Annotated in this window: 15 protein-coding genes; 3 read left to right on the forward strand and 12 right to left on the reverse strand. The window is 70.4% G+C overall.

The genetic code is table 11. The features are described 5' to 3' along the window. Nucleotides 1-28: 28 nt before the first annotated feature. The 11 genes from ACZ7L1_RS06370 to ACZ7L1_RS06420 all read right to left on the reverse strand — a co-directional run bounded on the left by ACZ7L1_RS06370 (nt 29) and on the right by ACZ7L1_RS06420 (nt 15015). Nucleotides 29-430: a cytidine deaminase gene (locus ACZ7L1_RS06370; RefSeq protein WP_471434687.1), complete on the reverse strand. Its 402-nt coding sequence runs from the start codon at nt 428-430 to the stop codon at nt 29-31. Then, nucleotides 427-1689, reverse strand: coding sequence for an ABC transporter permease (locus ACZ7L1_RS06375; RefSeq protein ID WP_471434688.1), 1263 nt, complete (start codon nt 1687-1689; stop codon nt 427-429). The genes ACZ7L1_RS06370 and ACZ7L1_RS06375 overlap by 4 nt, the downstream gene beginning before the upstream one ends. Continuing rightward, nucleotides 1686-2819, reverse strand: coding sequence for an ABC transporter permease (locus ACZ7L1_RS06380; RefSeq protein ID WP_471434689.1), 1134 nt, complete (start codon nt 2817-2819; stop codon nt 1686-1688). The genes ACZ7L1_RS06375 and ACZ7L1_RS06380 overlap by 4 nt, the downstream gene beginning before the upstream one ends. Beyond that, nucleotides 2816-4525: an ABC transporter ATP-binding protein gene (locus ACZ7L1_RS06385; RefSeq protein ID WP_471434691.1), complete on the reverse strand. Its 1710-nt coding sequence runs from the start codon at nt 4523-4525 to the stop codon at nt 2816-2818. Before ACZ7L1_RS06385 ends, ACZ7L1_RS06380 begins: the two co-directional genes overlap by 4 nt. A 348-nt stretch (nt 4526-4873) precedes the next feature. Further along, a complete protein-coding gene (locus ACZ7L1_RS06390) occupies nt 4874-5920 on the reverse strand; it encodes a BMP family lipoprotein (RefSeq protein WP_471434693.1) in 1047 nt (348 codons plus the stop codon). A 697-nt stretch (nt 5921-6617) separates the two neighbouring features. Next, nucleotides 6618-7649, reverse strand: a complete 1032-nt coding sequence (locus tag ACZ7L1_RS06395; protein ID WP_471434695.1) for a BMP family lipoprotein — start codon at nt 7647-7649, stop codon at nt 6618-6620. 452 nt (nt 7650-8101) lie between these two features. Next, nucleotides 8102-9325, reverse strand: coding sequence for an amidohydrolase (locus tag ACZ7L1_RS06400; RefSeq protein ID WP_471434697.1), 1224 nt, complete (start codon nt 9323-9325; stop codon nt 8102-8104). A 657-nt stretch (nt 9326-9982) separates the two neighbouring features. Then, nucleotides 9983-11335: a hypothetical protein gene (locus tag ACZ7L1_RS06405; protein ID WP_471434699.1), complete on the reverse strand. Its 1353-nt coding sequence runs from the start codon at nt 11333-11335 to the stop codon at nt 9983-9985. A gap of 26 nt (nt 11336-11361) precedes the next feature. Next, nucleotides 11362-12300, reverse strand: a complete 939-nt coding sequence (locus ACZ7L1_RS06410; protein WP_471434701.1) for an N-acetylneuraminate synthase family protein — start codon at nt 12298-12300, stop codon at nt 11362-11364. A 13-nt stretch (nt 12301-12313) separates the two neighbouring features. Further along, nucleotides 12314-13618 carry a cytidylyltransferase domain-containing protein gene (locus tag ACZ7L1_RS06415; protein ID WP_471434703.1) on the reverse strand — a complete coding sequence of 435 codons (1305 nt, stop codon included), beginning with the start codon at nt 13616-13618 and terminating at the stop codon, nt 12314-12316. Nucleotides 13619-13641: 23 nt separating this feature from the next. Then, nucleotides 13642-15015 (reverse strand): DUF6716 putative glycosyltransferase, encoded by a 1374-nt coding sequence (locus tag ACZ7L1_RS06420; protein WP_471434705.1) that lies wholly within the window; start codon nt 15013-15015, stop codon nt 13642-13644. A 198-nt stretch (nt 15016-15213) separates the two neighbouring features. Here ACZ7L1_RS06420 and ACZ7L1_RS06425 point away from each other — a divergent pair, with 198 nt between their 5' ends. From ACZ7L1_RS06425 to ACZ7L1_RS06435, 3 genes are all read left to right on the forward strand, one after another. Next, on the forward strand, nt 15214-16191 hold the full coding sequence (locus ACZ7L1_RS06425) for a glycosyltransferase family 2 protein (protein ID WP_471434706.1): 978 nt from the start codon (nt 15214-15216) through the stop codon (nt 16189-16191). Then, nucleotides 16188-17528 (forward strand): alpha-2,8-polysialyltransferase family protein, encoded by a 1341-nt coding sequence (locus tag ACZ7L1_RS06430; RefSeq protein ID WP_471434707.1) that lies wholly within the window; start codon nt 16188-16190, stop codon nt 17526-17528. The genes ACZ7L1_RS06425 and ACZ7L1_RS06430 overlap by 4 nt, the downstream gene beginning before the upstream one ends. 220 nt (nt 17529-17748) lie before the next feature. After that, nucleotides 17749-18672: a class I SAM-dependent methyltransferase gene (locus ACZ7L1_RS06435; protein WP_471434708.1), complete on the forward strand. Its 924-nt coding sequence runs from the start codon at nt 17749-17751 to the stop codon at nt 18670-18672. A 139-nt stretch (nt 18673-18811) separates the two neighbouring features. Here ACZ7L1_RS06435 and leuE read toward each other — a convergent pair whose 3' ends face one another. Then, entirely contained in the window at nt 18812-19477 is a 666-nt protein-coding gene (gene leuE, locus ACZ7L1_RS06440) for a leucine efflux protein LeuE (RefSeq protein WP_471434709.1), read from the reverse strand. Between the last annotated feature and the right edge of the window lie 33 nt (nt 19478-19510).

Here is a 19510-nt window from a genome sequence, read left to right on the forward strand (position 1 = left end):
AGATCGACTCAGAGGGGCCGCACAGGAGTTACTTGGTGAGGTGGTCCGGGCCGAAAGCCTGCGGCAGCATCTCCGACAGCGGCAGGACCCCCGCCGGAGAGTCCACCAGCAGGTCGGGGCCGCCGAACTCGTACAGCAGCTGGCGGCAGCGACCGCACGGGACGAGCAGCTCGCCCTCGCCGTTCACGCAGGTGAAGTGAGTGAGCCGACCACCCCCGGTGTTCTGCAGCTGCGAGATGAGCCCGCACTCGGCGCACAGGCTCAGGCCGTAGGAGGCGTTCTCGACGTTGCAGCCGGTGACGGTCCGCCCGTCCTCGACGAGGGCAGCCACGCCGACCCGGTAGCCGGAGTAGGGGGCGTAGGCGCGGGACATCGCCGCGCGCGCCTCCTGTCTGAGGGCCGCCCAGTCGAACGTCGCGGGCTCGGTCACTTGCCCTGCCCCTTCCGGTACGGCAGGCCGTCCGCCTTCGGCATCCGCAGGCTCTGCGCGGACAGCGAGAGCACCAGCAGGGTGACGATGTACGGGGTGGCGGTCACGAGCTGCGCCGGAACCTCGTGCGTGGTGGCGTACCAGACGAACATCAGGACCGCGGCCACGGCCGTGATCAGCGCGGGAACGTACTTCTTCTTCCACACGAGGTACGCCGCGCCGAACACCACCAGGATGGCGAGCAGCAGGATCAGCGCGTGCACGTTGGTGGTGCCGCCGCGCAGGTTGAGGCTGTCGGTGTAGCCGAACAGGCCCGCACCGAGCGCGAGTCCGCCCGGCATCCAGTTACCGAAGATCATCGCGGCGAGACCGATGTAGCCGCGGCCGGCTGTCTGACCGTCGAGGTAGACGTTCGAGGCCACGATCGACAGGAACGCGCCGCCGAGACCCGCGAAGCCACCGGAGATGATCACCGCGATGTACTTGTACTTGTACACGTTGACGCCCAACGACTCCGCCGCCACCGGGTTCTCACCGCAGGAGCGCAGACGCAGACCGAACGCGGTGCGCCACAGCACCCACCAGGTGACCGGGACCAGGGCCACCGCGATCACGGTGAGCGGCGAGAGGTCGGTGACGAGGCCGCCGATCAGACCCGCGAGGTCCGACACCAGGAACCAGTGCTTGCCGTTCAGGGTGTCGAGCCAGTGGGACAGGCCCGGGATGTCGAAGGTGCCGAGCGAGTCGATCGGCGGGGACTGCTTGGAGGAGCCCTGCGGGGCGTTCTCGAAGGTGAACTTCGACAGGTAGCGGGTGGTGCCGAGGGCCAGGATGTTGATCGCCACACCGGAGACGATGTGGTTCACGTTGAAGGTGATGGTGGCGATGGCGTGCAGGATCGCACCCAGGGCGCCGCCCACGATGCCGAAGACGACACCGGTCCACGGCCCCCACTGGTAGCCGGCCCAGGCGCCGAACCAGGTGCCGAGGATCATCATGCCCTCGAGACCGATGTTGACGACGCCGGAGCGCTCCGCCCACAGGCCGCCGAGGCCGGCGAGGCCGATCGGCACGGCCAGGCGCAGCGCGGTGGACATCTGGCCGGTCGAGGTGATGCCGTCCGCGCCGGTGATCAGACGGACGGCCGAGGTCAGGACCAGGACGCCCGCGATGATCAGCAGGAGTACGGGGAGCGAGATACGGCGGCTGCCCTTGCCGGGCTGCTGCGCCTTCGGCTTGGCGACGGTCGCGGTGGTCATCGGGCAGCCACCTCCTTCTGGTGCGAGTTGTTGTTGCCGGCCGCCTCCGCGGCCAGCTCCGCGCCGACCCGCTTCTGCTGGCGGCGCAGGCCCCACTGGCGTACGGCCTCGTAGGAGATGACGACCGCGAAGACGATCAGGCCCTGCATGATCGTGGCGATCTCCTTCTCGTACGCGACCGGGGTCGCGTAGTCGAGGGCCGGAGACGCCTTGTCGAGGAAGGCGATCAGGAGCGCGGCGAAGGCGATGCCGACCGGGTTGTTGCGGCCGAGCAGGGCGATGGTGATGCCGGTGAAGCCGAGGCCGGTCGGGAAGCTCAGGCTGTAGGTGTGGGCGTCGCCGAGCAGCAGCGGCAGGCCCGACAGGCCCGCCACGCCGCCGGAGATCAGCATCGCGGTGAGGACCATCCGCTTGGCGTCGACACCGGAGGCCGCGGCGGCGGTCTCCGAGGCGCCGGTGGCGCGCAGGTCGAAGCCGAAGCGGGTGCGGTTGAGGACGAGCCAGTACAGGACGCCCGCGAGGACGGCGAGGAAGACCAGGCCGTAGATCTCGCCGACGTCGGCGCCCAGGTTGATGCCCGGGAACCAGCCCGACTTCTTCATGATGCCGGTCGTCATGTTGTTGCCGACCTGCACGCCCCAGACGTTGGACAGGGTGAGGTAGCCGATGAGGCTGGTGGCGATCGCGTTGAGCATGATCGTCGCGACGACCTCGCTCACGCCCCGGGTGGTCTTCAGCACGCCCGCGATACCGGCCCAGAAGGCGCCGGTGAGCATGGCGACCAGCATCAGCACCGGGATCTGCAGGAAGGACGGCAGCGCGATGTGCGCGCCGACGACGGCGGTCATCATCGCGGCGAGCCGGTACTGGCCGTCGACGCCGATGTTGAACAGGTTCATCCGGAAGCCGACGGCCACGGCGAGCGCCGCCAGGTAGTACATCGACGCCTGGTTGACGATCAGCACCTGGACGTCGGAGTACCCGATCTGCTGGAGCATCAGCGCGTACGGCTCGAACGGGTTCTTGCCGGAGGCGACCAGCACGACCGAGGTCAGCAGGATCGCCGACACGAGCGCGATGACCGGGCCGGCCACCGCGAGGAGCACCCGCTCCTTGTCGAACTTCTTCATCGGGCCTCGTCCTCCGGACCGGCGTCTGCCTCGTCTGTGTCGGTCGCTACGTGTTCCAGGTGTCCCGACGCGGCACCCGTCATGGCCGAGCCCAGCTCCTCCGGAGTGATGGTGGCGGGGTCGGCGTCGGCGACGAGCCGGCCGTTGTAGATCACCCGCAGGGTGTCCGAGAGGCCGATCAGCTCGTCCAGGTCGGCGGAGATGAGCAGCACGGCCAGGCCCTCGCGGCGGGCCTCGCGGATCTGGTCCCAGATCTGCGCCTGCGCGCCGACGTCCACACCACGGGTGGGGTGCGCGGCGATCAGGAACTTCGGCTTGTGGCTCATCTCCCGGCCGACGATCAGCTTCTGCTGGTTGCCGCCGGACAGGGAGGCGGCGGTGACGTCGATGCCGGGCGTGCGGACGTCGTACTCCTCGACGATCCGCCGCGTGTCCTCCTGGGCGCCCTTGGGGTCGAGCCAGAAGCCCTTGGCGTTGGGGCGCTCGGTGACGTGGCCGAGGATGCGGTTCTCCCACAGCGGGGCCTCGAGGAGCAGGCCGTGGCGGTGGCGGTCCTCGGGGATGTAGCCGACGCCCCGCTCGCGGCGCTTGCGGGTGGCCCAGGCGGTGATGTCCTCGCCGAGGAAGGCGATGGAGCCGGAGTCGGCGTGCTTGAGGCCGATCAGCGCGTCGATGAGCTCGGTCTGGCCGTTGCCCTCGACGCCGGCGATGCCCATGACCTCGCCCGCGTGGATGGTGAAGGTGACGTCGTCGAGGACGCGCTTCACATCCCCGCCCGCGGCGAACTCGGTGAGCCCGCCGGCCGCGGGCTCGGCCTCCACGCCGAGGGAGGCGCCGCCGCTGGCGTAGACGGTGAGGTTCCTGACCTCGATGACCGGCTTGTCCGTGACCGTGGACTCGGCGGTCTCCGGGGTGGGCAGCTCGCTGCCGACCATCATCTCCGCGAGCTGGCGGGGGGTGGTCTCGGAGGGTACGGCGGTGCCGACCGTCGTACCCCGCCTTATGACGGTGATGTCGTCGGCGACCGAGAGGACCTCGCCCAGCTTGTGGGAGATGAAGATGACGGACAGGCCCTCGGACTTCAGTTCGCGCAGGTTGTCGAAGAGTGCGTCGACCTCCTGCGGGACCAGCACGGCCGTCGGTTCGTCGAGGATCAGGGTGCGGGCGCCGCGGTAGAGGACCTTGAGGATCTCCACGCGCTGGCGGTCGGCGACGCCGAGCTCCTCGACCAGGACGTCGGGGCGTACGTTCAGCCCGTACCGTTCGGAGATCTCCTTGATCTTCTTACGGGCGCCGCCACCGATGCCGTACAGCTTCTCGCTGCCGAGGACCACGTTCTCCAGGACCGTGAGGTTGTCGGCGAGCATGAAGTGCTGGTGGACCATGCCGATGCCGCGGGCGATGGCGTCGGCGGGGCTGGAGAAGCTCACCTGCTCGCCGTCGACGGTGATGGTGCCCTCGTCCGGCTTCTGCATGCCGTAGAGGATCTTCATCAGGGTCGACTTGCCGGCGCCGTTCTCGCCGACGAGGGCGTGCACGGTGCCCTTGTGGACCGTGAGGTGGATGTCGTGGTTGGCGACGACACCCGGGAATCGCTTGGTGATCCCCGCCAGCTCGACCGCGGTCGTCGACTGTGCGGTGAGCGGAGGGCTGCTGGACGCGTCGATGGCGCACTCTCCTTGGAAAAGGGGCCGCTCTACGCGCATAGCGCCCCTGCCTTAAATTTGCTCGGACCTGATCGCGGTCGATCCGTTCCGAGCATTCTGCCGCGCGAACGGGGGCGCCCCCGGCGCCGATCTCCCGCCGTCCGCCCGAAGGGCGGGCCGGGCGGCGTCCGGTGCGTGCGACCGCAGGGCGCCGGAGCGCCCTCGTGGCTTGGCCACGTGGGCGTTTCGGCAACGCCGCGAGCGTGCGTGCCAGGCGTCGCCCGACAGACGGGAGATCGGCGCCAGGGGTGCGGTTCGGCGATCCTCGCCGCACCCCGTTCCCAGGCCGTAACGCTGTCATGACAGCGCTGTTCCGGCCATGCCTTCGACAGGCCTATGACCACCTGGTCAGGAGGTCTTGACGTTGATCGAGCCGTCCTTGATGCCCTGCTCGGCCTTCTTCAGCGCGGCCTGCAGGTCGGCGTTGTTCTTGAACACCGGGTTGGAGTCGGCGAGGCCGACACCGCCGTTGGCCAGGGATCCGCGGATCTCGCCGGACAGCGGCTTGTTGTCCTTGATGACCGACTTGGCGAGGTCGTACACCGCGCCGGAGACGTTCTTCAGGGCCGAAGTGAGAATGTACTGCTTGTACGCGGCCAGCGCGCTCTGGTTGTACTGGTCGGAGTCGACACCGATGGCCCACACCTTGTGCGTGGCGGCGGCCTTGATGACGCCCTGACCGGACAGGCCGGCCGCGTGGTAGATGACGTCGGCACCGGCGTCGATCTGACCGTTCGCGGCGTTCTCGCCCTTGTCGGGGCTGGAGAAGCCGCCCTCCTGAGCGGTCTGGGTCAGGTACTGCGACTCGACCTTGATGCCCGGGTTGACCGACTTGGCGCCCTGGATGTAACCGGCCTCGAACTTGTGGATGAGCGGGACGTCCACGCCGCCGATGAAGCCGATGTGGTTCTTCTTGGTGGTCTTGGCGGCGGCGACACCGGCGAGGTAGGAGGACTCCTCCTCGTGGAAGACCAGGTCGGCGACGTTCTTCGTCTGGATCGTGTTGTCGTCGATGATGCCGAAGGTGATCTTCGGGTACTTGGCGGCGGCCTCCTTGACGGCCGGCGCGTAGGCGAAACCGACACCGATCACCGGGTTGTAACCGGCCTTGGCCAGCGTCTCCAGACGCTGCACCTTGTCGGCGTCGGACTCGTTGTCCTGCGGCTCGACGTCACGGCCGCCGACACCGAAGTCCTTCTCGGCTTTCTGGAAACCGGCGTAGGCGGCGTCGTTGAAGGACTGGTCGCCCTTGCCGCCGACGTCGTAGGCGAGACCGATGCCCTTGCTCTTGCCGCTGCCGGCGGACTCGGTGGACGAACTGCCACAGGCGGACACGGTGACGGCGAGGGCTGCGGTGGCAACACCCGCGACGGCGATTCGGGACACCCGGCGCATGGAACGAGACTCCTTCGTGCAAGCGCCCATACCAGGCGCTGGTTCCGCGGCAGCGTAACGCGCGTAGACCGGACGGAAAACCCCTTCTGTCCGGTCCGTTATCGAGATGTGGCCACCGTCTCTTCGATGGGTTACGGAGAGCGTCGGGGCACTTGCGGGAGGCGAGGGAAAGCGGTGTGGGGGGTGTTTGTGGGGGTTGTGCGTCGATGGGGAGGACAGGTGGCTGTGTGAGCGATTTTGCGAAAGGGGTGCCTGAGGTTCGCGGGGCTGCCGGCAGGTGCGCGGAGAGCCGACTCGGAGGGGCTGCGCGGACGGCCGCCGACTTCGAGCGCTCCGCGCTGTCCGTGGCCCATGGTCATCGGCACCGGGTTGCCACGGGCGCGTCTTCCATGCCGGTGCCGCGCGGACGCTGCGGCGCAGCCGTCGGCGGTGCACAACGCACGAAACCCATCCCGCGCACGGGATGGGTTTCGTATCGGAGCGCCGGGCAGGCCTTGCACCTGCATCTCCCCGCAGGAAGCGGGGCGTCTTTCCTTGGACCACCAACGCGCGACCAGGCACCGGGAGTTCCGGCGACCAGCTCAAGATCAAGTGTAACAGAGCCCCGTCCTGTCCCGCCTCTCGGCCGGGACGGGCGCCCCGGCCCGGCCCGTAGGTCCCGGCCGAGGGCGCCCAGCCGTCGGCCGGGCCGACGGTGTCACTGCGTCTTGACGACGACCTTGCCGTCGATGATGTCCTGCTTGACCTTGTTCACGGCCGCCACGACGTCCTTCATCGCCTGGTACTTCGGGTTGGAGTCCGCGAAGCCCACGCCGCCCGACTTCAGGTCACCGCGGACCTCGCCGGTCAGGGGCTTGCCGTCGACCACGGACTTGGTCAGGTCGTAGACCGCGCCGCCGACGTTCTTCAGGGCCGAGCCGAGGATCCAGTCCTTGTACTTGGCCAGCGCGCTCTGCTCGTACTGGTCGGAGTCGACGCCGATCGCCCACACCTTGTGCTCGGCGGCGGCCTTGATGACGCCCTGACCGGACAGACCCGCTGCCTGGTAGATGACGTCGGCGCCCGCCTCGATCTGACCGTTCGCGGCGTTCTCGCCCTTGTCGGGGCTGGAGAAGCCGCCCTCCTGAGGAGTCTGGGTCAGGTACTGCGACTCGATCTTGATGTTGGGGTTGACCGACTTGGCGCCCTGGTCGAAGCCCGCCTCGAACTTGTGGATGAGCGGGATGTCCACGCCGCCGATGAAGCCGATGTGGTTCTTCTTGGTCGCCTTCGCCGCCGCGACGCCTGCCAGGTAGGAGGACTGCTCCTCGTGGAAGACCAGGTCGGCGACGTTGCTCGTCTTGACCGTGTCGTCGTCGATGATGCCGAAGGTGATCTTCGGGTACTTGGCCGCGACCTCCTTGACGGCGGGCGCGTAGACGAAGCCGACACCGATGATCGGGTTGTAGCCGGCCTTGGCGAGCTGCTCCAGGCGCTGCACCTTGTCCGCGCTGGACTCGCCGTCCTGCGGCTCGATGTCCCGGCCGCTGATCTTGAAGTCCTTCTCGGCCTTCTGGAAACCGGCGTACGCCGCGTCGTTGAAGGACTGGTCGCCCTTGCCGCCGATGTCGTAGGCCAGGCCGATGCCCTTGCCGGTGTAGCCGGAGGAGCTCTTGCCGGAGTCGCTGTTCCCCTCCGTGCTGGACTTGCCGCAGCCGGTGGCCGCGAGGGCGATGACCGCGACGGTCACCGCAGCTTGGGAGAACCTCGTTCTCCGAGAGACCCGAGAGATCAGACGCACAGCAAGCACCCTTCATCCCCACGGCACCGTCACCGGTCCGCATGCCCAAAGCGCCGCCACCGCAGCGATTTCGGCGCACAGTAACGCGCGTAGAAGGGGAGAGGAACGGGGTTTCTCGCGGCCGTTATCGATTCGTGCCGCCGCCGGGTTACGGCTGCGCGACGGCGGTTACGGGCGGGTGACGGAAGGGGGCGAAGGGACGCCAAACGGGGCACCCATTTCGGCCACCGGTCACCCGCCGCCTGGGCTCCGGGCTCCGGGCTCCGGGCTCCGGGCTCCGGGCTCCGGGCTAGGGCACCCTGACCCGGGCTCCGGCATCCAGCCACGGCCTCCGGCCACCGGGACCAGCCGCCGGCCACCGGACGCCGATCCGGGCCCCGCGTACCGGTACCGGCTACCGCCTACCGCTCCTGCGCGTCCAGCAGTGCCGCCGCCGTGAACAGTTCCACGCCCACCGTGATGGCGTGCTCGTCCGCGTCGAAGTCTCCCTGGTGCAGGTCCCGCACCACGCGGTCCCCGGGGCGGCGGACGCCGAGGCGGGCCATGGCTCCGGGCACCTTCTCCAGGTACCAGGAGAAGTCCTCGCCGCCGAGGCTCTGCTCGGTGTCCTCCACGGAGTGGGCACCGCGCCGCGCGGTCATCGCGTCGCGCAGGAGTTCGGTGGCACCGGCCTCGTTGACGACCGGCGGCACCCCGCGGACGTAGTTGATCTCGGGCTTGGCCTTGTACTGGTTGGCGATCTCGTCGACCGCCGCGTGCACCAGGTCCGGCGCCTGCCGCCAGGCGTCGAGGTCCAGGCAGCGTACGGTCCCGGAGATCTCGGCGTGCTGGGGGATCACATTGCAGGCGTGCCCGGACTCGATGCGCCCCCAGGTGACCGAGAGCCCGCTGCGGGCGTCGACACGGCGCGCGACCATCCCCGGCACCTCGGCTGCGACACGCGCGGCGGCGAGCACGAGGTCCGTGGTGAGGTGGGGGCGCGCGGTGTGACCGCCCGGGCCGTCGAGCGCGACCTCGAGCCGGTCGCAGGCGGAGGTGATGGGACCGTGCCGCAGCCCGATGCGCCCGGCGTCGACCTTGGGGTCGCAGTGCACGGCGATGATCCGCCCGACCCCCTCCAGGACACCGGACTCGATGGCGTCGGCGGCCCCGCCAGGCAGGACCTCCTCGGCGGCCTGGAAGAGCAGCCGCACCGGCTTCGGCAGCCGCCCCTCGCGGTGCAGCTCGGCGAGGACGAGTCCGGCGCCGAGGACGACCGTGGTGTGCACGTCGTGGCCGCAGGCGTGGGCGCGGTCCGGCACGGTGGAGCGGTAGGCGCAGTCGGTCTTGGTGTCCGGGATGGGGAGCGCGTCGATGTCCGCGCGGAGCGCGAGCATCGGACGTACGCCGTCCGGGTCGCCGATGTCACACACGAGTCCGGTCCCGGTGTCGAGGACGCGCGGCGTGAGACCCGCCTGCTCCAGGCGGGCCTTGATCGCGGCGGTCGTACGGAACTCCTGGTGGCCGAGTTCCGGGTGCATGTGCAGGTCGCGACGGAAGGCGACGAGTTCGGCGTGCAGCGCCTCGGACAGCGCGCCGGGAAGCACCGCTTCCCCGGGGTGATCGGCCTCGGACTCTGGGGACATCAATTGGTTCACCCTTTGAAGGGTAAGGCGATCGGGCGGCCGACCTCCCTGCGATCAACAAAACTTCAGCCCGTCAGGGGAAGAAAATCTGGCCGCACGCCGCATGGTCGGCAGTGGGGATGGGTAAAATCGCCCGGCTTTACGGGCGACGGAATCGCACCGGGGCGAGAAGCGGCACCGCGGAGGTGACCGCGGCGACGTCCCGGCGCCGTGGGAGGCGCCCGGTGATCCCAGGACGGGACCGCTTCCGTGTGCGGGCGTCCCGTTACGTGAACGCTCGAAGGGCTCCGAGCGATTCCCGTACACCACGGATACCACGTCACGCCGCCTTCCCGTCGCGGAAACGTCACCTCTCCTACGACTCCCCACCCCGTGCGCTGCCTCACATGGCGAAGTGGTGAAACGCTCGAAAGAGCCCCTTCCCCGCGCGCCCGCGCGGATAGGGCCGCCCGCGTGAACGCCGAGGAACCGGACTTTCATACGGACCCACCCGGGACCCATCCGGGCGTCGTACGACGCCACGGAGCAGACGCTCCTGGAAACCGGACGGGGCGGGGAGGCGTCAGCGCGGGTACCTCCTGGCCCGCAAGCCGCGCGACGAGGACTGACCGCCGCACGAGGAAGGCCCCGCGCGACGCTGCGGTCCGGCCCGCAGGGCTATCCCGCCGCCACGTCCTGCTCGGCGGCCGCCACGTCCGGTCCCCCCGTCACCGACGACACCCGGTCCACGTCCCGCGCCGTGTCCGTCACCCCGGACAGGAAGCCCTGCGCCCGGGGCGAGGCGTGTTCGGTCAGCCAGGCCGGGTCGATGTCGCACACCGCGACACGGACCTCCGTGCCGACCAGGGCCAGCGGCAGGGTGTGGACGACCGTGGAGGGGAAGCTGAGGATCGTACGGCCGACGGGGCCGCGGCGGGCGATCAGTTCCAGGGGCAGGTCCGGGCGGACCACCTCCAGTCGCGTCTCCACCGCCAGCTTGTGGAGTTTCTCGGGGCTCTCCCGGCGGTGGGCGAAGTAGCGGGTCGCCCCGTGCGCCGTGGCGAGTGACCGCACCGCCTCCAGATAGCGCTCGCCGTCCACCACGCCCGTCTCGACGAGGGAGGTGCCGACCAGGTCCGCCCCCTTGGTCAGACGTGGCGGGCCGAAGCGGGCCCGGGTCCAGGCGAAGTCGTTCGACGTGATCGTGACCCCGGCCGGGGCCTCCTCGATCGGCATCGCGGAGAAGACCTCCACCGTGCGCCGGGCGCCCGGTGCCAGCCTGCGGCGCGCCGAGGACGACACGGGGGCGAACAGCAGGTCCCGGGGGCTCCGGCGGCCGCCCTTGCGGTGCCAGCGCACCAGGCGCTCACCGCGGGCGAGCTGGGCGACGAACTCCATGGTCGCGGTGCCGTCGTCCACCACCACCAGCTCCCGGGCCCCGGTGATGGTCAGCAGCAGCTGGACGTAGCGGGAGAACGGGTCACCCATCACCACCCGGCGCGCCCGGCGCAGCAGCGGGGTGAGGCCGCCGATGGTGTGGAAGGGGGCCAGGGCACCGCCCCGCGCCTCCTCCCAGCGGACCTCGTACCCCTCGTCACGGGCAAGTTCCGCCATGCGGCGCAGCTGGCCCCGGGTCATCGGGTCGGTAGGCGCCAGCACCACGAGGGTGAGCCCCTCCCGCGCCGTACCTTCCGCCGCGTCGGCATCATGCGGCGCCCTACCGTCCCCCGCCGCCCCCACGCCGTGCCCCGCCGTACCGTGCGGCCCGCAGCCGTCCCCCGCCGTACCGTGCGGTCCTTCGCCGTCCCCCGCCGTACGCCCCGGCCCGGACCCCCGGCCCCCCTGCGCGGGAATCCCCCGCGGCCGCCTGCGCCCCTGCGCGGGGATCGCCGCCGCGTGCCCGGGCGCGGGGCCCCCAGCGGTGCGCAGGGCGTGCGCGTGGGCCCACTCCAGCACGTTCAGGAGCTGTACCGGGCTCTCGACGAAGGCGAGCGTGGAGTTGGGGCCGGCGGATCCGGCGCGGGGGCTCATCGGCTCACGACCGTCCGGTAAGGCGCTCAGACCGCCACCGGCTCGCCGGCGGCCGCGGCGATCTCCGCCTCGGCGACGACGCCGGTGACGCGGCGCAGCTTCTTCATCGGGCCGAGCTCGGAGTCGTAGACCTTCTTCACGCCGTCGCCCAGCGCCGCCTCGATGGTGCGGATGTCGCGCACCAGACGCGTGAGGCCCTGCGGCTCGACGGAGGCGGCCTGGTCGGACCCCCACATGGCGCGGTCCAGGGTGATGTGGCGCTCGACGAACACCGCGCCGAGGGCGACCGCGGCCAGCGTGGTCTGCAGGCCGGTCTCGTGGCCGGAGTAGCCGATCGGGACGTTCGGGTACTCCTTCTCCAGCGTGTTGATCACGCGGAGGTTGAGCTCCCCGGCCTTCGCCGGGTAGGTGGAGGTGGCGTGGCACATGAGGATGTTGTCGCTGCCGAGCACCTCCACCGCGTGGCGGATCTGCTTCGGGGTCGACATGCCCGTGGACAGGATGATCGTGCGGCCGGTGGCGCGCAGGGCGCGCAGCAGCTCGTCGTCCGTGAGGGACGCGGAGGCGACCTTGTGGGCGGGGAGGTCGAACTTCTCCAGGAAGGCGACCGCCTCGGTGTCCCACGGGGACGCGAACCAGTCGATGCCCTTCTCCTTGCAGTACTCGTCGATCTGGCGGTACTCGTCCTCACCGAACTCCACGCGGTGGCGGTAGTCGATGTAGGTCATCCGGCCCCAGGGGGTGTCGCGCTCGATGTCCCACTGGTCGCGCGGGGTGCAGATCTCGGGGGTGCGCTTCTGGAACTTCACGGCGTCGCAGCCGGCCTCGGCGGCCACGTCGATCAGCTTGAAGGCGTTCTCCAGCTCACCGTTGTGGTTGATGCCGATCTCGCCGCAGATGTAGACGGGCTTGCCCGGGCCGACCTCGCGGGAACCGAACGTACGCAGACGGGAGTTGGTGCTCATCAGGGGGATGTCCTTACTTGGGGAGGGAATCGAGAGAGGGGCCGAGGATCCAGCTGGCGATCTCTCGGATCGCGCCGTCGCCACCGGGGACGGTGGTGACCGCACGGGCGGCGCCGCGTACGACGTCGTGGGCGCTCGCGACCGCCACGGGCCAGCCGACGAGGGCGAAGCACGGCAGGTCGTTGACGTCGTTGCCGACGTAGAGCACGCGCTCGGGCGCGATGCCCTGCTCCTCGCACCACTGCTTCAGCGCGAGGTCCTTCTGGTCGATGCCGTGCAGGACCGGGATCTTGAGCTTCCGGGCCCGTGCGGCGACGACCGGGTTCACTTCCGTGGAAAGGATCAGCATCTTCAGCCCGCTCCTGCGCAGGGCCGCGATGCCGAGTCCGTCCCCGCGGTGCACGGAGACGAACTCCTTTCCATCGGCGTCGATCAGCACCCGGTCGTCGGTCTGGGTGCCGTCGAAGTCCAGTACGACTGCGTCGATGTCCTCGGCGGTCGGCAGCGCACCGATGGGGGTCCCCCCTGGTCGAGCGAAGTCGAGAGCTCGGGGGAGGTCCGCGTCGAAGAGAGGCGCCAGGGCGCGGGCCCGGGCGAGGTCGTGCGGGTCGTCGATCTCCAGGACCCGCGCCGGGTCCGTCCGCACCAGTTCCGTGCGGCCGAAGAAGCGGTGCTGGTGCTTGCGGAAGCCGGCCGCCTCCATCGCGTAGGCGGCGCCGGTCTCCAGCAGGTCCTGGGGGCGGTCCTGGCGTCGCGGGCGGAAGGACTTGTCGTGGTTGACGCCGTAGCCGCCGCCGGTGGCCGCGTCGGCCTCGGAGACGCTGCCGGCGACGATCTCGTCCTCGGCGTCGCGCCAGATGAACCCGTGGAAGGGGGCCACCGTCACCGCGGTGTCCGCGCCGTTCTCGACGACCGCGCCGGCCACCCCGTCGATGTCCTCGCGGATGATGAACGGGCTGGTGCACTGCACGAGCAGGACGACATCGACGGCCGCGCCGTGCAGGGCCTCGTGGGCGTCCATGGCGTGCAGGACGGCGGCCTCGGAGGTGGCGGTGTCGCCGGCGATGGCGGCGGGCCGCAGCACGACCTCGGCGCCGGCCTCGCGGGCCGCGGCGGCGATCGCCTGGTCGTCCGTGGAGACCACGACGTCGGTCACCAGCCGGGAGGCCAGGCACTCGCGCACCGCGCGCGCCACCAGCGGCACACCGCCGACGGGGGCGAGGTTCTTCGCGGGCACCCCCTTGGAGCCGCCGCGCGCGGGGATCACCGCGAGCACCCGGCGCACCGACGCGCCTTGGCCCGCTTCCGGGTTGGGCATGGGGTCTACTCCTTGAAGAGAGGTCACAGCTCACCCATCCGCCGGATGACGGGCGCCACCCGCTGCACCCCGTGCCGGTACGCACCCCGTGCCGCGCGGCGGACGATCCGGCGCACGGGTCCGGGCGCCTTGTCGGCGGCGGGCGCACCCGGCAGCGGGCTGCCGTCCGGGGCGAGGTGGTGGCGGGCGAGGACGCCGGGCAGATAGCCGGGCGCGGTGACGGGGCTGTAATAGGGCTTGAGCGGCTGGAGTTCACCGGTGGTCAGCAGCTCGCCGATGCGCTTGCGTGCCTCGTCGAAGGCGGCGGCGTACGAACCTCCCCCAGAGGGGGGACCCCCGGCAGCGACGCCCTGCCGGGCCACCCACTCCGGATCGGGTGCCGGCTCGTGTCCGGCGTCGAGCTGGTCCCAGGAGGCGAGGCAGCCCGAGCCCACGAAGTGGTGGTTGCCCAGCGCCTCCCGCACCCCGAGGTCGGTGAGGACGACGGTGGGGATACGGCGGTGCAGGGACTCCAGGGCGGCCGTCGAGCTGACCGTGACCAGCAGGTCGGTGTGGTCGAGGACCTCGCCCATGTTCCCGTAGACCAGGCGGAAGTTGGGCGGCAGTTCGTGCCGCTGGGCCAGCTTCTGGTAGGGCAGTTCCTCGATGTGGGTGGTGTGCTCGCCCGGCTTGGAGCGCAGCTTGAGCAGCACCTCGCGCTCGGGGTGGCGGCGCGCGTGCTGGATGAGCCGGTCCAGCAGGTACGCACGGTCCTTGCGGGTCTCCGGGACGGAGGGCTGCGCGGCGAAGACGACCGTGTAGGGGTCCTTCTTCTCGTAGGGGGCGCCGCCGAGGAAGGGCAGCGCGACCTCGGTCACCGACGAGGCGTCGGCGCCCACCCCCTCGTAGACGGCCCTGAAACGCTCGGCGTCCTGGCGGGAGTTGGCGAGGACCAGGTCCGCGCCGTGCCGCAGCAACAGGCCGTCGGCGAGCTTCTCGTAGACGACACCGACGTAGCCGGTGACCACCACGGGCCGCTCCGGGCGTCCCTGCCAGACGTGGGCGAGCCCGTGCAGCATCGCCTGGACGCCGCCGCCGACGAGGGCGAGCACGAGGACGTCGTACCTCTCCTCCGTCATCTGGCGCAGGAATTCGACGGCGGTGACCTCGCGGAGGGAGTCCGCGCGGACGCCGACCTCCCCGAGCTGGCGGGCGGTGGGCGTGGCACGGCCCCGCAGGAGGAAGCCGTCAAGCCGGATGTCCGAATCGGCTGTTTTACCGGGTGTTTCCGTCGATTCGGCGGTCTCCGCGAATTCCGTAGGTGAAATGCGGGCAGCGGTGAGCGCACCCCATTTCCACCGGGTGTCGGAATCGGCTAGAACGGCGACCCGCAGGCGCCTCGCAGTACTTGCTGGCACATCGAAGACGTTAGGAAGGGATTTCGAGGCGCAGCCGAAGCGGAAAGCAACAAAGGGTTAACAGCACGCCGCCGAACAGCGAATCAGGCCGTGAAACCGCGAGGAAACAGCTGGGTTCACTGTTCCGCCACGCGTCGTTCACTCCCCATCAAACCGCCGGTCAAGACGAATGCCGGGCCGCCGCCTACCGTCACAGGCGTGGTCAAGCTCTCCGTCATCGTGCCGTTCTACAACGTGCAGCAATACGCGCCCGACACCCTGAAGAGCCTGCGTGCGAACGCGCGCGAGGACTTCGAATTCATTCTCGTCGACGACTGCTCGCGCGACGAGACACCGGACATCCTCGCGCGTGCGGAGCGCGAGCTGCCAGGCGCGGTGTATGTCCGGCACGAGAAGAACGGGGGGCTGGCGACCGCACGCAACACCGGGATCGACACGGCACGCGGCGAGTACCTCACGTTCCTCGACGGGGACGACTGGCTCGCCCCCGGCTACTATCCCAAACTGGTCGCCGCCATCGAGGAGTTGGGCTGCGACTTCGTGCGCACCGACCACGTCCAGTGCACGGGGCGGGCGCGTGCCATCCACCGGGTGCCGCACGGCCGGCGCGGGGTGGTGATGAACCCGCGCGACGCCATCCTGCCCGCCGACCGCTCCACCTCCGTCGACTACGCGTACGCCTGGGCGGGTGCGTACCACCGCCGCCTCGTCGACCGCGGTCTGCTGCACTTCACCGACGGCCTGCGCACCGCCGAGGACCGGCCCTGGATCTGGAAGCTGCACCGGGAGGCGGAGTCCTTCGCCGCCGTGAGCCTCATGGGCGTCTACTACCGGCGCGGTGTCGCCTCCTCGCTGACACAGATCGGGGATGTGCGGCAACTGGACTTCATCCGCGCGTTCGACCAGGTCGTGGCGGAGACCGCCGGGGACCAGGATGCCGACACACTGCTCCCCAAGGCCGTGCGCACCTACTGCGCGATCATTTCTCACCATCTGGGATCCATCGAAAGGTTCGAGCCGCCGGTGGCACGGAAACTGAAGTCGATGAGTGCTGTCGCGCTGCGGCGCATGCCGCAGGACGTGCTCGACGACGCCCTGGACTCCATGGACATCGAGCGGGCCTCGCGTCTGCGCCGGCTGCGCCGCCGTCCCGCCCCCGCGGGGGTGGCCGCGTGACGACGCAGATCTTCCTGGCGTCGACGCTGTACGGCACGGCGACCCTGGCCGCGGCGCTGGACAGCGAGTGCTTCGCGCCCGCCGACCGGCGCATCCTGCTCGTGTCCAACAACGCGGCGACGCCCGAGACCACGGCCGGCCTGGACGAGATGCCCGGCTTCGAGCGGCTGCGCGGCCGCTTCGACGAGGTCATCTCCTGGAACGAGACCATCCACCCCTTCCACCCGGGCGGCTGGGCCCCGCGCCTGGACGACGTCCCGCTGTGGGAGCGGCACCTGCGGCTCCTGTGGAACCTCGGCGACGACGACATCGAACTGGCCGTCGAGTCCATCCAGGTCAACCCGGCGCTCGGCGTCTGCCAGATCTTCACCGGCGCGCCCGTCACCGTCTACGCGGACGGCCTGATGAGCTACGGCCCCACCCGCAACAAGATCGACCCGCTGGTCGGCACCCGCGTGGACCGGCTGCTGCACCTGGACCTGGTGCCGGGCCTGAAGCCGCTGTTGCTGACCGAGTTCGGCGTCGAGCCGGAGGTCGTGCCGACGGACGCGTTCTCCAAGGTGCTCGCGGAACTCGAGGACACCGGCGACGCGCTGCCCGCCGTTCAGGCCCCCGCGCTGCTGCTCGGCCAGTACCTCTCGGCGCTCGACATACTCACCGCCGTGGAGGAGGAGAACCTCCATGTGCGGATGCTGAAGGGCGCCGTCGCGCTCGGGCACACCCGGGTGGTGTTCAAGCCGCACCCCTCGGCGCCCGCCCGCTGGTCGCGCGCCCTGGAGAAGGAGGCCGAGAGGCTGGGCGCCGACCTGACGGTGCTCGACGCCCCGGTCCTCGCCGAGGTGCTGTATCAGCGCATGCGTCCGGCGCTGGTCGTCGGCTGTTTCTCCACCGCGCTGCTCACCGCGTCCGCGTTCTACGGCCTCCCGGTCGCCCGTATCGGCACCGAGACCCTGCTGGAGCGGCTGGCCCCGTACGAGAACAGCAACCGCGTCCCGGTCACGATCGTCGACGCGCTGCTGCCCGAGCTGACGGCCCGCAAGGCGGTCGAGGACCAGCGCCGGGGCATGGAGGTCGAAGACCTCGACGCGCTCGTACGGACCGTTGGCTTTGCGATGCAGCCGAAGATCTACCCGGATCTGCGGGCGCACGCCGAGCGCTATCTCACCCGGCAACTGAGCCCGCACACCTGGCGGTACTTCAAGCGCCGGCGCCTGACCTCGCTGGCGCTGCCCGGCGGGATCCCCGTCCAGCTGGCGTTCATCCCGCGCAACGCCACCGTCCGCAGGGTCGCCCGCCGGGCCCGGGCCCTCAGGCGCGGGCGCGCCGCCCGGGCCTGAGCGGTCTTGAGCCCCACAGCACGGCACCGCACCGTCCCCGTCCGCTCCTTTGGCGGGGACGGGCTGTGTTCCACGGCGGTGCCTTCGAAGCATCGACTCTCAGTCGACTCACAGGAATTGGCCCGCTGTTCACCTCGCCGCCCGTTCGGATGACCCCTGCCGGGCAGATGCTGGGCAGTTCTCGCACCGTTTCCGTCCGCACAGGGAGTGCCCCGTCCTCATGGTCGCCACAACAGAAACGGCTCCACCGCCCCGCCGGCTCGACGACGTCCCCGGCTGGTTCCCCGTTCTCGACCAGACGCTCTTCAACTGGTTCCTCGACGGGCAGGAATCCGCCGGGATGCGCGGAGACCTGCTGGAGGTCGGGGTCTACATGGGCAAGAGTGCGATCTTCCTCGGCCGACATCTGAGGGACGGCGAGGAGTTCACGGTGTGCGACCTCTTCGGGGGCGACGCACCGGACGACGCCAACAGGGCGGAGTCGACGAAGTCGTACAGCGCGCTGACCCGGCAGGCCTTCGAGGAGAACTACCTCTCCTTCCACGACGCGCTGCCCCGCGTCCTGCACGGCCCCAGCTCGATGGTGCCCGACGAGGTCCCGCCGCGTTCCTGCCGGTTCGTCCACATCGACGGCTCGCACCTGTACGAGCACGTCCACGGCGACATAGGGGCGGCCCACGACCTGCTGCTGCCCGGCGGCATCGTCGTCCTGGACGACTTCCGCTCGGAACACACCCCCGGTGTCTCGGTGGCCGCCTGGGAGGCGGTGCTGAACAGGGGCCTGCGCCCGATCTGTCTGAGCACGCAGAAGCTGTACGGGACCTGGGGCGATCCCGAGCCCGTCCAGGAGGAGCTGCTGGCGATGGTGAAGGGGCGCGAGGACTGCCACCTGAGTGTCCAGCAGGCCGCCGGCCACCGCATCATCCGCCTCAAGTCCAAGGGCATGCAGGCACCCCCGTTCCCGCCGTCCCGGCACGCCGACACCCCCGAGCCCCCTGCGGCCACGATCCCCGTGCAGCCCACCCGGCGGCCCGCCGACCCGCCGAAGCGTCCCGCGGTCCCGCGCAGCCGCACCCGTAAGCTCGCCGCGGACCTGCTCCCGCCGGTGGTCACCCGCGCGATCCGCAACGCCCGCAACCGCTGAGCGGCGCGTCGGCGACCGGGGCCGTCCCGCGTTCACCGGGGCCGGGGCCGCCGCCCCGGCCCGGTTCAGCCGGCCTCGGCCCTGCCGCGCGGCGACCTCCCCGAGGACTGGTCGGACCGCACGAACCGACGGTGACGGGCTAGGCGCTCGCCAGCGAAAGCTTCACCGCGAAGCCCAGGAACAGCAGGCCCACGGCCGAGGTGGCCCCCGCCGACAGCCGCCTGCGCCGCCGGAAGGCCGCCGCGAGGCGCGTGCCGCCGAATATCAGGGCGCTGAGGTAGAGGAAGCTGGCGAGCTGGGCGAAGGCGCCGAGGACGACGAAGGACAGCGCGGGGTAGGCGTATCCCGGGTCGACGAACTGCACGAAGAAGGCGACGAAGAACAGGATCGCCTTCGGGTTGAACAGGCTGATGACGAGGGCGCGGCGGTAGGGCCGCTCCTCGGCGGAGGCGGCGGCGGCGGAAACGGCGGTCGGCGTGTCCTCGACGGCCTTCTCCCGCCGCGCACGCCACATCCCGATGGCGGCGCGCAGCATTCCGACCGCCAGCCAGCTGAGATATCCGGCGCCGGCGTACTTCACGATTCCGAACAGCACGGCGTTCGCCTGGAGCAGCGAGGCGACCCCGGCGGCCGACAGCGTCATCAGCACGGTGTCCCCGCACCACACGCCCGCCGCGGCGGTGTACCCGGCCCGCACCCCGCGCCGGGCGGCGACGGACAGCACGTACAGCGAGTTGGGCCCGGGCAGCAGGACGATGAGGACCAGTCCTGCCAGGTAGGTGGGGAGATCGATGACGCCGAACATGGCAAGGAGTGTCGCACGGGGGTACGACACTCC

The organism is Streptomyces sp. NPDC107546, from assembly GCF_055639175.1.

Coding starts and splice junctions, on each gene's coding strand:
- ACZ7L1_RS06380 (WP_471434689.1), bottom strand. CDS start 2,819: ATGAAGAAGTTCGACAAGGAGCGGGTGCTCCTCGCGGTGGCCGGCCCG.
- ACZ7L1_RS06435 (WP_471434708.1), top strand. CDS start 17,749: ATGGTCGCCACAACAGAAACGGCTCCACCGCCCCGCCGGCTCGACGAC.
- ACZ7L1_RS06405 (WP_471434699.1), bottom strand. CDS start 11,335: ATGAGCCCCCGCGCCGGATCCGCCGGCCCCAACTCCACGCTCGCCTTC.
- ACZ7L1_RS06375 (WP_471434688.1), bottom strand. CDS start 1,689: ATGACCACCGCGACCGTCGCCAAGCCGAAGGCGCAGCAGCCCGGCAAG.
- ACZ7L1_RS06385 (WP_471434691.1), bottom strand. CDS start 4,525: ATGCGCGTAGAGCGGCCCCTTTTCCAAGGAGAGTGCGCCATCGACGCG.
- ACZ7L1_RS06400 (WP_471434697.1), bottom strand. CDS start 9,325: ATGTCCCCAGAGTCCGAGGCCGATCACCCCGGGGAAGCGGTGCTTCCC.
- ACZ7L1_RS06390 (WP_471434693.1), bottom strand. CDS start 5,920: ATGCGCCGGGTGTCCCGAATCGCCGTCGCGGGTGTTGCCACCGCAGCC.
- ACZ7L1_RS06415 (WP_471434703.1), bottom strand. CDS start 13,618: ATGCCCAACCCGGAAGCGGGCCAAGGCGCGTCGGTGCGCCGGGTGCTC.
- leuE (WP_471434709.1), bottom strand. CDS start 19,477: ATGTTCGGCGTCATCGATCTCCCCACCTACCTGGCAGGACTGGTCCTC.
- ACZ7L1_RS06410 (WP_471434701.1), bottom strand. CDS start 12,300: ATGAGCACCAACTCCCGTCTGCGTACGTTCGGTTCCCGCGAGGTCGGC.